Raw genomic sequence first — 12,503 nt, 5'->3', positions numbered from 1 at the left:
GTCAGCGGGACGTAGTCCTCAAGCGCAGGAAACGTCCTTTTCGCGTTAGCGGCGCGGAGCGCTTTGCGTCAGCATGAGTGCGGGAGTATGTCACAACAGCTCAAGTTGGAATAGAACTGTTTCGTCGCGGTATCCATAGCACCCCTCTCCTTTTGGAAGAAGGGCTGGGAGTGAGGGAGAAAGGCTCAAGTCAAAGGCTGCCAATGGCCCGTTTCAGTTGTACCAGGGCGCGATTGTAGGCGATTACAGCATTGGAAAGGTTGCCACGGGCAGTGGTGAGGGCAGCTTCAGCATTGATCACCTCCGTTTGGGTGCCCACCCCCGCTTGCAGGCGCAGCCGGGCCAAGCGCAGGCTCTCTTCTGCTGAGGCAATTGCCACTTTGGCCGAGTCGATCTGTTCGCGGCTGGAGCTGAGGGTCAGGAAGGCTTCTTCCACCCCCCGCTGGATTTCATTGCGGGTGCCGACGAAGTTGCTCACGGCCACCTGTCCATCGATCTGGGCTTGGCGGGCTTGGGCAGCCGCTTCTCCTCCATCGAACCAAGTCAAGCTGAAATTGGCTCCCACCGAATAGCCAACATCAAAACTGTTGCGGCTGGCGTTGAAATCGTTAACGGCATCGAGGCTGGCGAACAAGCCAATTCGGGGGCCATTGCGGGCTTGTGCCAGGCGCAGGCGGCTTTGGGCCTGCTCCAATTCTCGGCGCCGGCGCTCCAATTCCTGTCGTTGGGCAAAGGCAGCAATGATGGTCTCTTCCAGGCTGAGATCCCACTCCCCCATCGGCTCAATGCGGTCGCTGGCCAACACGTCGGTGGGGCTGGGGAAATTCAGCAGTTCGGCCAGGCGGCGGCGATTCAGTTGTTGGGTGTTTTGAGCCGCCAGCAAGGTTTGTCGATTGTTGGCCAATTCCGTCTCTGCCTGGAGAATCTCAAAGCGGGTACCCAGCCCGGCCCGTTCTCGGGCTTGAGCATCCCGCAGGGTGGCTTCGGAACTTTCGACGGCAGCTTGGCTGATGGCAACCCTGGCATCTGCGCTTTGCAGATCGTAGTAGGCATTGGCCACAGCTTGTTTGACCGTCTGCAGCGTTTGCTCCAGCTGCAGTTGGGCGATGCGCAGCGCTTCTTGGGCCAGCTTCAGGTTTTGCTCCCTAAGGCCACTGTCAAAGGCGGTATACTCCACCCGCACCACACTGGCCGAGAGGGTGTGGGATTCGCGCCTTGGCCCACCACCAGGAGAGGGAGCCTCACTGTACTGGTAGTTGGCACGGCTGGAGAGGGTGGGAGCAAAGGCAGCTTGAGCTAGAGCTACCCCGGCCTCGGCCCGCTCGACAGTCAGTCTGGCCTGCTGCACAGCCGGGTTCTGGGCAACGGCGATCTCCAGAGCTTCTTCCAAAGACAAGCCCTCCCTTCGCTCGATGCGCACCTGCAAGGGGGATTGGGGCACCACCAATTCTTCAGCCGTCAAAGCCCCCTTTAGAGTCAGGTCAGCCGCAGGGGTGGAGTCAGCAGGGTTGGAGGGAATCGATAGGGTGGGGGGGGGTGGGGGGGTGAGGATTTCGCGGCTGTTGGGCAGAGCAAAGGCAGCAGAGCTGGGAGCTTCTGGCTGAGCAAGAGCAGGGACAGCCCAGAGCAGGCTCAACAGTAGGCCACAGGGGGCAGAACAGGCAAGGTTCAACTGGGATCCCGCCGAGCCCGTCTGCTGTTGAGGAAGTTGAAGCGGATCCCTGGCTCCATTTTGCATCGCCATCGTGCGGTCATTCTCAACATCACCCCTAGCAGTATCGCAAAATGAAGGACAAAGATAAGACGGTTTTCCGCAGGCTCGCTGGCTGCCCTGTTCGGGCCAGTGGAAGCGAGTCCTCGCATTTGCCCCTGCAACGATGAGGCCGACCTGCGTCTGCCAGGAGCTCCGAGCACGGGCGGGACTCCTCTACACTCAGCAGAGACGCTTGGATTGAGACCGAGTCGATTTAGATTTAGACTCAGTTTAGAATGGTGGGGCCATCTGTCCGTGATGGCGGGGGTGGGTGTTGTGGGCGATGAAAGGGGGCAAGGTGGCAGACTCTCAGAGCACGCCCAAGCAAGGGGAGACCTCTTCCGGTCGGGATCGGGCCTCGCGGCCGAAAAAAAGTAAGCCAAGCCCTTCTGCCCAGTCCGGGGATTTGGGAACCTCAGAAGCAAGAGCGCGGCCAAAACAGGCCGATAGCACTCCGCGCCGTGCGGAGCAGCAGGAGATTTTACAAGATCACCCTTCTGGCTTGAACCCGCCCAAAAATCTCTCTATACTGCAGGGAACTTTATCATTTGCTCCCGCTTCTTCATCTCTCCTTCAATCTATGCGTGCTCCCTCTTCAGGTGACTCGGATCCCATCCTTTCAGAGACTCATGCGGGCTGTTCAGCCAAGGACTCTGTCCCACTTGCGCGAACGGAACCGGATCCCAACACGGAGCACCATTTGGCCCTGAGGCAGCAACAGCCCTTGGAGAGCCGTCTGCTCAAAGCCGAAGCCGAGCTCCAAGAGCGGCGAGTTCTTCAGGAACAACTGCAGGCTTTGCACCAGAAGGTGGCCGAACAAGAGAAGGCGCTGCAGGAGCGGGAGCATCTCTTGCAACAGTTGCAGCAGACTTTGGCGGCTCAGAAAGTCCAGATCTCGGATCAGGAAGCTCAGCTTGCTGCTCGGCAACGCTTAAATGAACGGCAGCGGCAGGATATCGAGGCCCTGCAGGAGCAGATTGAGCAGCTACGCTTGGCCCACGCTCAGGAGCGCCGTCAATGGGAACAGCGCCAGCAGGAGCTGCAGGCCTCTCTGCTGGAAGCCCAGGATGTGGCGGAAAAGCGGGTGGAAATGCTGCAACGCTTTAAGGCAGAGCTTTCTCTGGCCCGCACTCAAATTGCCGAAACTCAGGCGGAGCTGAGCAGCCTGCGGGCTTTGTACAGCGACCAACAGGCAGCCTGGCAGGAGCAACGGGAACACCTCGAGGCCCGTTTGGCGGGCTATGCCGAGACGGAAGCCGAGGCCGAGCAGCGCTGGCGGGAACAACGGCAAGAGCTAGAAGCAGCCCTGGCCGAAGCCCAAGCTCAATTGGCGGCTTTGCAAGCTCAGCAGGAGCATCTGCGCCAGGGATCCCTGGCGCAGCAACAGCTTCAACAGCAGTGGCAGGCCCAGGCCGAAGCGCTGCAAGTGGCCCTCTCTCAAGCCCAGGCGGAAGTTACCCGTTGGCAGCAAGAGCACCGCCATCTGCAGGAACAGTACGCCCAAGCCCAGCAGCATCTCTCCGCCATGGAGCGGCAGTTGCAGGCTGCCTTGGAGCAGTTGGCCGCCCAACCCGACTGGCAGCCACAGTTGCGCTCTGCGCAGGCAACCATTCTCCATCTGCAAGAAGAAATTGCAACCTTGTCCACGCAACTGGAGAAGCAAGCAGAGCAGATCAAAGCCCTGCAAGGGGAGCGTGCTGCCCTGTGGGAAGAAAACCGCTCTCTCCGAGAAAAATACGAGCAGCAGCAGATGCATGTGCTGAGCTTGAAGGCGGCTTTGGAACGCAAAGGCTTGGATGTCCCACCTCGGGCCGATACCTCCAGCGCCCTCACGCGAACAGAGTCCCTTGGCCAGGCTCTGTCTCCAACCCCTGCTGCCAAGCCTACAATTCAGCCCCTGGCCCAACCTCTACCGTCTCGGGCAAGCAAGCGGGCGGTCGATCTGCCGAGGTTTCTGCCCCGTCCGTGAGGGATCCCGTGTTGCAGCCTGTTCCTCCCCGCTGGCTGGAAGTGTGGGTGGATCATCCCCATTTGGGGGGTTGCTTTACCTATCGTGTGCCAGAGGGATCCGCGCCAGAAGCGGGCGACCTTCTCAGCGTGCCCTTTGGTCGGCAAATGGCGGGGGCGGTGGCCTTGGGTTGGCGCTCCGAGCTGCCGGCAGGGGTGGATCCGCAGTCGGTGCGGGAGATCGAGGCGGTGGTGGCCAAAGGGATCCTGCCCAAAGAATTCTGGCCCCTGCTGCAGCGGGTGGCCGACTATTACCTCACCCCTCTGGCCCAGGTGGTGCGCACGGTATTGCCTCCCGGCTTGCTCAGCCGTTCTCAGCGGCGTGTCCGCTTGCTCAGGCTCCCTGCCGAAGGGGAGGAATGTTCGCCGGCTGCCCAAACCCTGCTGCAGCTGCTTCAGGCCAAAGGGGGAGAGCTGTCTTGGCGCTATGTGCAACAGCAGGTGCCCACTGCCGCCCTCGCCCTGCGGGAACTGCAGCGACGGGGTTGGGTGGAGAGCTTTTGGCAGGAGCAACAGGGGGGCAGGGTGAAAACCCAGCTGGCCGCCAGTCTGGCCGACGACTCCCCAGAGGGGCTGAGCCTCCCTCAGCAGAAGGCGCTGCAGATCCTCAAGCAGAAGGGGGGAGAGCTGCTGCTCGCCGAGTGGGAGCGCCTGGCAGGAGTGAGCCGAGCGGTTCTGCAGGGGTTGGCCCGCAAAGGCCGTGTCCACCTCTACGAGCGCCCACTGCTGCGGCTGGGAGATGCCAGCCTGCCGGGGTGGCGGGATCCGCCCAGGCCCTTGACGGCCGCCCAGGCCCAGGCGGTAGAGGCGATCCGGCAAGCTTTGGGCCGGTTCCAGCGGTTTTTACTGCACGGGGTCACCGGTTCTGGGAAAACGGAAGTGTACCTGCAGGTGATCGCCCAGGTGCTGCAGCAAGGACGGTCGGCGCTGGTGCTGGTGCCCGAGATCGGCCTTACCCCGCAACTGATGGATCGGTTTCGGGCGCGGCTGGGATCCCAGGTGTGGGCCTACCACAGCGGCCTCTCGGAAGGCGAGCGCTACGACACCTGGCGGCAGATGCTGTCCTCCACCCCCCAAGTGGTGATCGGCACCCGCTCGGCGGTGTTTGCCCCCTTGTCCAAGCTGGGCCTGATCGTCTTGGACGAAGAGCACGACGACAGCTTCAAGCAGGATCAGCCCCAGCCCTGCTACCACGCCCGTCAGGTGGCCGAGTGGCGGGCCGAGCTGGCCGGTTGTCCCCTGGTCCTGGGCAGTGCAACCCCAGCGGTGGAAACCTATGCCGCCCATCTGCAGGATCCGCAGCGGTGGATCCGGCTGGCCCTGCCGCAGCGCATCCCCCAAGCTGGGATCCCGGCCACCCTGCCCCAACTGGAGCTGGTGGACATGCGCCAGGAGCTCCAAGCCGGCAACCGCAGCATCCTCAGCCGCCGTCTACACCAGGCCCTGCAGCAGACGCTGGACAGAGGGGAACAGGCCATTCTCTTCGTCCCCCGCCGCGGCCACAGCACCTTCGTCTTGTGCCGGAGCTGCGGGTTTGTCCTCACCTGCGAGCATTGTGATGTTTCTCTCACCTTTCATCTGGCCCATCTCGGCGGGCAGGAACTGCGCTGCCACTACTGCGGCGCCCGCCAACCCCATCCGCAGCGCTGCCCCGCCTGTGGATCCCCCTACCTGAAGCACTTCGGCACCGGCACCCAAAAAGTGGTGGAAGTGCTGCACCAGCATTGGCCCCAGCTCTCGATTTTGCGCTACGACAGCGACGCCACCCGCCGCAAGGGATCCCATCGCGATTTGCTGGAGCAGTTTCGCAGCGGCAAGGCCCAGGTGCTGGTGGGCACGCAAATGCTCACCAAAGGGCTGGACATACCCCAGGTGACCTTGGTGGGCGTGATGGCCGCCGATGGGCTGTTGCACCAAGCCGACTATCGCGCCGGCGAGCGCAGCTTTCAACTGCTCACCCAGGTGGCGGGGCGCTCGGGCCGGGGATCCCTGCCAGGACAGGCGATTATCCAGACCTATCTGCCGGAGCACCCGATTTTGAGGGCGGTACTGGCCCAAAATTACGAGGGCTTCTTGCAGGCAGAACTGCAACAACGGCGAGAGGGGGGCTATCCTCCCCACCGAGCTTTGATTTTGATCCGCTTGAGCAGCACCCGCCTGGAAGCCCTGGAGCGTTATTGCCATCGGGTGGCCGAACGCCTACAGGGGATCCCAGCAGAGGTGTTGGGGCCGGGGCCAGCTCAGGTGGAGCGGGTTGCCGGACGCTACCGCTGGCAGATCCTGCTGAAGCAACTGCCCGACCAAGATTGGGATCGCCCGAAGCTGGCTGCGCAGATCCAGGCCGCCATTGGCCATCCCCCCCAAGGGATCCGCGTCAGCCTGGATGTGGATCCCCTGCGGATTCTCTAGGGGCGGTCGGCGAAAGCAGAGAGCCCAGAGATCTAGAGAGATCTTGAGGTAGTCTAGTTTCGGGGCCACCCGTATCCAACTCAACTCTGGCAAAGCATGGCTGAAAACCGGACTGGTGCGTTTATCGGTGGGCTGTTGCTGGGAACTGCTGTGGGCACCGCCATCGGCCTGCTCTTGGCTCCCCGCAGCGGACGGGAGACGCGGCGACTGCTGAAGAAATCGGCAGAGGCTCTGCCAGAGGTGGCAGAAGATGTGACCAGCAGTCTGCAATATCAATCGGAAAAGTTGTTCGACGCTGCCCAACGCAGTTTGGATGAGGCTCTGCTGCGGCTGCAGCAGGCAGTGGCGGTGGGCAAAGAAGCCATGTTGCAGAAGCGAAGGGAGCTGCTCCAAGCCCAGAACTCGCGTCCCTTTGGCGGGGAAGAAGCTGACCTAGAAGCTCGGGATGGGGAGGAGGCGGCGGGATGAACGACCCGGTCTTTTGGCTCGGCCTCTCGGTAGGTCTGGTGGCAGTGGGCATTTTGGCGGTGATCCTGACCCTGCTGCCCGCCGTCATCCAACTGGGTCGAGCTGCCCAGAGCGTGGAGCGCTTTTTCGATACCCTGCTGCGGGAATTGCCGCCCACGCTGGAGGCCCTGCGCCTGACCAGCCTGGAAGTGAGCGAGATTGCCGACAGCCTCGACGAAGGGGTGAAAGGGGCTGGGCAAGTGGTGAAGCAGGTCAACCGCTCCATCGAAGGAGCACGCACCCAAGCCCAGGGCGCCCAAGTCAACATCCGCAGCTTTTGGGCAGGGGTACGGGCAGCCTGGCAGACGCTGTCCGGCGAAGTGCCCCCCACCACTGGCGCGATTCACAACCCGCGGCTGCGCCCATCCGACCCATCCAACCGTTCTTTCTCCGCTGCTTCATCAACACTTCCCCTGGGAGGTGACCGCCCTTTTGCTGGCGGAGCCACACCAGAGGGATCCCAAGCCGCTGCCCAATCTTCCCGACCGGACATTGCCAATCCCTAGGCGTTCCTCAGGATCTTCTGAAAGACAGGCGTAGGAGGCTGGGGCTCTTGCCCGGGGGGAAGCTGGCCCCAAGTCGCATCGGGATCCCAGCGCAGTTGCAGGGTGTCGGCGAGGGAGAACCCCAGTTGCTGCAGGATCTTGAGGCTGAGAGCGGGAATGAGGGGCGAGAGCAGCACTGCCACCCAGCGCACGCTTTCCAGAACGGCATAGAGGATCTGGGCCACCCGTTCCCCCTGCCCTTGTTTGTGCAGCGTCCAAGGAGCCTGCTCATCAAGGTATTTGTTGCTGGCCTGGGCTAAGCTGAGGGCTTTGCGGGCAGCAGAGCTGGGATCCAGCCGCTCGTAGGCGTCGGCCACTGCCGGGGCAAGGCGCTCGGCCAGGGTTTTGAGGGGGTGATCTGCAGGGATCCCGACGGCGGGAATGCGGTAGTCCGGTTGATATTTCTTGAGCATGGTGAGGGTGCGGTTGAGCAAGTTGCCCAGGTCGTTGGCCAGATCGGCGTTGAGCACGTCAATAAAGCGGCCCTCGCTAAAATCGCCATCCTTGCCCAGCTCGATTTCCGTCAGGAAGTAGTAGCGCACGGCATCGGCGCCGTATTGCTGCACCAGCTCAAAGGGATCCACCGTGTTCCCCAAGCTTTTGCTCATCTTGAGGCCATCTTTGGTGAGAAAGCCGTGGCCAAACACCTGCTTGGGCAGGGGCAGACCTGCGGACATGAGCATAGCCGGCCAGTAGATGGCATGAAAGCGGACGATGTCCTTGCCCACCAGGTGGACATCCGCAGGCCAGTAGCGGCGTAGGGCATTTGCCAAGGTGGGCTCGTCGTCAGGATCCAAAGCAGCACTGATGTAGTTGATCAGGGCGTCAAACCAGACGTAGAGGGTTTGGCCGGGATCTGCCGGGAAGGGGATCCCCCAGGAGACGCTGGGGCGAGAGATGGAAAAGTCCCGCAGGCCCTGCTTGACAAAGTTGATCACCTCATTGCGGCGGCTTTCCGGCTGGATAAACTCCGGGTGCTCCGCATACAGGGCCTCCAGCTTTTCTTGGTAGCGGGAGAGGCGAAAGAAGTAGTTTTCCTCGTCTTTCCACTCAACCTTCTTGGTGGGGTGCAGGGGGCAAAATCCTCCCTCCAGCAGCTCGGCCTCGTCTTTGAACTCTTCGCAGGCAACGCAGTACCACCCCTGCTGCCGCCCAACGAAAATATCCCCCTGATCCCAAACCCGCTGAAAAAACTCCCGCACAATGGCTTTGTGGCGAGGGTTGGTGGTGCGGATAAAGCGGTCGTAGCGGATGTCTAGCAACTGCCAAAGCTGGGCAAACTGAGCCGCAATCTCGTCACAGTGCTGCTGAGGGGGAATGCCGCGCTCTTCGGCGGTGCGCTGGATCTTCTGGCCGTGCTCGTCAGTTCCCGTCACCATCAGCACATCCTTGCCCCGCAGGCGATGGTAACGGGCAATGGCATCCGCCACCAGGGTGGTGTAGGCGCTGCCGATGTGGGGAGCGGCGTTGACGTAGTAGATGGGGGTGGTGATGACAAAGGTGGAATCCGGCATGAGCATCCCCAAGGCTTTCTCCCATGATAGAGGTTGCGGGAAAGTCCAAAAGGCCAAGCTGTAGCGTGGGTGTGGAGAGGTCATTCGATGAAACTTCAGGTCAACCTTCTGGGGTGGAGCGGTGTGGCGTTGGGAGTAGGGATCCTCGGGGCGGGAGCGGGCCTGGCCCAACCCTCGACGGCGCCCCTGCCGGAAACCCGGATCCCCTGTGAGATTTTCATCGCGGGGGGCGGGCTGGGGGGGGTGGCGGCGGCCTATGACGCGCTGCAACTGGGCCGGCAGGTGTGCATGACGGAGATCACCGATTGGATCGGGGGGCAGGTGAGCGCCCAGGGAGTCTCCGCTTTGGACGAGCGACCCCTGCAACGAGAAAATGACATCTTCCCGAAAGGCTACAGCGAGTTTCGCCGGCGGGTACGGGAAAAATACGGCGGGGATCCCAATCCGGGCAAATGCTGGGTGAGCGTGCTCTGCTTTTCCCCTCAGGTGGGCCACCAGGTGATTCGGGAGATGTTGGATCCCTATCTGCAGTCGGGGCAGTTGCGGCTATTTACGGAGACGGTGGTCAAAGACTTGGAGATTGCGGATTACCAAATCCGCAGCGTGCAGGCCATTCGCAACATCCCCAAACACGCCGGCGTCCAGCCAGAGAATCGAGGGGATCTCTCCAGCTACTTTCTCGATTTTTATCGTCTAGAACCCACCGAGGACTGGGACAAGGAGATCCTGCGCTTTGAGCCGCCGCCAGAACGCCAGGGGAAAACCCTGCCCTGGGTGGTGATCGACGCTACTGAAACCGGCGAGCTGCTGCCCCTGGCGCGGGTGCCCTACCGCCTGGGAACTGATGGCCAAAGCCGCTGGGAACCCAGCTCCAAGCCCTATGTGGATCCCTACTGTACCCAGGGCTTCACCTACACCTTTGTCCTGGAGCGCTTCCCCGTGCCGCAGGTGCCGGTCAAGCCGGAGTTCTACAACGATCCCCTGCACGGCCCCTACTACAGCTTTGAACAGCCGCGCTTTAACTTTGGCCTGGTCTTTACCTACCGCCGCATCCGGGGACAGGTGTTTGGCTTTGGGGAAGAGGCCATCCGGGTGGGGGATCAATCCATGCAGAACTGGACCTGGGGCAACGACTGGCGCATCACCGGCCCGGAGATGAACCTCATCCTTACCCACGAGCAACTGCAGGCCTCAGGCCAACTGCAGCCGGGCGGCTGGATGGGGGGCCTGCGGGTGGAAGCCCTGCGGCGAGCTGAGCAGCATGCTAAGGGCTTTTTCTACTGGCTGGTGGCGGGAAGGACGGATTTTCTCCTGCAACAGGAGGATCCCAACTTTCAAAAAGACTTCTACTTGCGCTATGCCTACCTACGGGGGCCCAATACCCCCATGGGAACTGCCAGCGGCCTCTCCAAGTACCCTTATATCCGCGAGTCGCGGCGCATCATTGGTCGGCCCAGCCTCTCCTACCCAGAAGGATTTACCATCTACGAGTCGGACATCACCACACGGGAATCGGAGCTAAACCGCGGGCGGCCCTTCATCTTCTACGACTCGGTGGGGGTGGGCCAGTACCCCATCGACTTTCACGATTGCCTGCTGCCGGGTTTTTCCCTGCCCCCCAGCAACAACAAAGACGCGCAGGCCCCCAGCTACCCTTACCAGATCCCCCTGCGGGCTCTGATCCCCCAGCGCATCGACAACCTTTTGGCCGGCAACAAAAACATCGCCACCAGCCGCATTGCCAGTGCCTCCTACCGGGTGCATCCGGTGGAATGGGCCATTGGCACCGCCGCCGGCCACACGGCCCACTTTGCCCTGGAGCGGGATCTGATCCCGGCGGAGATCGTGGAGGAGCCGCTTTTGGATTTGCGGCTGTTGCCGGCTCTCCAGGCCCAAATCCAGAGCTTGGGCAACCCCATTCAATTTCCTGGCACCACCATTACCGCCACCGATTGGGCCCAATCCCGCTAGCCTAGAAAGGCAGGGTTGGGAGTTGACCGGTGGATCCCGTTGGGGTTGGACTTGTGGGCTGGGAGATGCTTCGCCCCTCTTTATGGGCCGCCACGGCTCTGTGGGGCTTAGGGCTAATGTGGGGGTTTTCGCCGCTGCATCAAAAGCTGCAGGAGAGCTGGGAAAAGCAATTGCTATGGGATCCCAGTGGAGCTTTGGCTTCCTTGCTGAGCACCCTTCCCTTTTTGCTGGCAGCAGGCTTGGTGGTAGCCCTGACGGAGATCTCCTTGGGCAAAAGCTGGGCCGTCTCCTGCGGCCTGATCGCCTGCGTCGGCGGAGGCCTCTATGAACTGGGCCGGCGGGACAATGCCAGGTAACTCAAGCGCTCCGTGTTGTTAACGCAACTACCCCCAGTCTCCTCCCCTAGGGAGCGGATAAGCAACGCCAAGTTAGAGCGGCTTCAAGCGATGACCCCCCTCCAAGAAGCAGCAGAAGCAGCGGCCAAGCTGCTGGTATTCCGGGACATCTGCACCCACCCCCTAGCCCTAGCCTGGCAGGAGCTAATCCAGCAGTTGATGAGTGGGGATCCCCTGCCGTGCTGGAGGGCCTACGGGCGCTGGTTTGAGCAGTTGGCCCGGCAGGGCCTGAGCTGGCGGCAATGGCTGATCCGGGAGATCCGCTGGGCCGATAACCCCTTTGCCCGTGCAGCGCTGCAGCCCCAAGGGATCCCAGAGCCTCTTATGCAGGCTGCCCGCCACGACCTGCGCTGTCTGCAAACCCTAGCGGACAGTCAGGAGACCATTGCCGAGCAGATGCAGGCGTTGGGGTTGGGGATCCCCTGGCCCGATGGGGAAACCGATAGCGCTGGCTGGGATCCCCGCTCTTTTGCCGATTGGGGCCAGAGCTTGGAGACCTTAATTGCCCACTACCGCCAAAGGGGGGTGGGGCTCTGTGGTCGCTACTGGGCCTTTCGCTGGGGGCCAGCAGGGCTAGAAGGGATCCCTGCTCCCGATCTGCCTGACTGGGAGGAGATTTACGGCTACGAACGGCAGAAACAGCAGTTGGCGGCCAACACCGAAGCCCTGCTGCGGGGGGATCCGGCTTTGCATGTGTTGCTCTACGGGGCGCGGGGCACCGGCAAGTCTTCCCTGGTGAAGGCCTTGTTGCGCCGCTACGGCCTGCAGGGGCTGCGCCTATTGGAGCTGAGGCGAACAGACTTGATTCAGTTGCCGGAAATTTTGGCAGAGCTGCGGGCGCAGGTGTTGCCTTTCATCTTGTTTGTGGACGATCTCTCCTTTGAGGCAGAGGAAACCGAGTTCAAGCAGCTCAAGGTGCTCCTGGAGGGGGATCTCGTTGCGCCGCCCCCCAACGTGCGCCTTTATGCCACCAGCAACCGCCGCCATCTCATCCGCGAGTTTTTTGGCGACCGTCCCAATCCCCAAGATCAAGAAGTCCACGCCTGGGATACGGTCCAGGAAAAGCTGTCGCTGCGGGATCGCTTCGGCCTCACCCTCACCTTCACCCCCTTCACCCAGGGAGATTACCTGGCAACCGTAGAACACTTGGCCCAGCGGCTGGGTTTCACCCAATCTCTGGATGCCCTGCGCCGCCAGGCCTTAATCTGGGCCCAACAGCAAAACGGCTTTTCCGGTCGCACTGCCCGCCAGTTCTTGGATGCCGTTCGGGCAGGGCTGGTGAAAGGCAACGATGGACTTCCGAGCTAGAGGTGGTGACTATTCCAAACTCCAAAAAAGACAGAAGTTGCTGAGCTACACTCGCTACACGAAGGGGCGCCGGTCAGCCTGTCTCTGCCGTTAC

Annotated in this window: 9 protein-coding genes; 7 read left to right on the top strand and 2 right to left on the bottom strand. The window is 61.8% G+C overall.

Features of this window, described 5'->3' with window-relative positions:
• Positions 1-190: 190 nt before the first annotated feature.
• On the bottom strand, positions 191-1,744 hold the full coding sequence (locus ACVWZG_RS11950; protein WP_457407218.1) for a TolC family protein: 1,554 nt from the start codon (positions 1,742-1,744) through the stop codon (positions 191-193).
• 709 nt (positions 1,745-2,453) lie between these two features.
• Here ACVWZG_RS11950 and ACVWZG_RS11945 point away from each other — a divergent pair.
• From ACVWZG_RS11945 to ACVWZG_RS11930, 4 genes are all read left to right on the top strand, one after another.
• On the top strand, positions 2,454-3,722 hold the full coding sequence (locus tag ACVWZG_RS11945; protein ID WP_457415391.1) for a hypothetical protein: 1,269 nt from the start codon (positions 2,454-2,456) through the stop codon (positions 3,720-3,722).
• Between the two features lie 8 nt (positions 3,723-3,730).
• The gene (gene priA / locus ACVWZG_RS11940) at positions 3,731-6,169 is read left to right on the top strand and encodes a primosomal protein N' (RefSeq protein ID WP_457407214.1); all 2,439 of its coding nucleotides are present in this window, start codon (positions 3,731-3,733) and stop codon (positions 6,167-6,169) included.
• A gap of 96 nt (positions 6,170-6,265) precedes the next feature.
• A complete protein-coding gene (locus tag ACVWZG_RS11935; protein ID WP_011433806.1) occupies positions 6,266-6,637 on the top strand; it encodes a YtxH domain-containing protein in 372 nt (123 codons plus the stop codon).
• On the top strand, positions 6,634-7,182 hold the full coding sequence (locus ACVWZG_RS11930; protein WP_011433807.1) for a hypothetical protein: 549 nt from the start codon (positions 6,634-6,636) through the stop codon (positions 7,180-7,182). Before ACVWZG_RS11935 ends, ACVWZG_RS11930 begins: the two co-directional genes overlap by 4 nt.
• On the opposite strand, the gene metG is transcribed toward ACVWZG_RS11930, so the two are convergent.
• A complete protein-coding gene (gene metG / locus ACVWZG_RS11925) occupies positions 7,179-8,735 on the bottom strand; it encodes a methionine--tRNA ligase (protein ID WP_457407220.1) in 1,557 nt (518 codons plus the stop codon). The two genes, ACVWZG_RS11930 and metG, sit on opposite strands and share 4 nt — an antisense overlap.
• 87 nt (positions 8,736-8,822) lie before the next feature.
• On the opposite strand from metG, the gene ACVWZG_RS11920 reads away from it, so the two are divergent.
• From ACVWZG_RS11920 to ACVWZG_RS11910, 3 genes are all read left to right on the top strand, one after another.
• Entirely contained in the window at positions 8,823-10,706 is a 1,884-nt protein-coding gene (locus ACVWZG_RS11920) for an FAD-dependent oxidoreductase (protein ID WP_457407211.1), read from the top strand.
• Between the two features lie 65 nt (positions 10,707-10,771).
• Positions 10,772-11,062, top strand: a complete 291-nt coding sequence (locus ACVWZG_RS11915) for a hypothetical protein (protein WP_011433810.1) — start codon at positions 10,772-10,774, stop codon at positions 11,060-11,062.
• Positions 11,063-11,152: 90 nt separating this feature from the next.
• Positions 11,153-12,409 (top strand): ATP-binding protein, encoded by a 1,257-nt coding sequence (locus ACVWZG_RS11910; protein ID WP_457393536.1) that lies wholly within the window; start codon positions 11,153-11,155, stop codon positions 12,407-12,409.
• Positions 12,410-12,503: the final 94 nt, after the last annotated feature.

Source organism: Thermostichus sp. OS-CIW-33, from assembly GCF_054059615.1.
The sequence above is the reverse complement of the archived record's forward strand: the minus strand, read 5'-3'. Positions and strand labels throughout refer to the sequence as shown.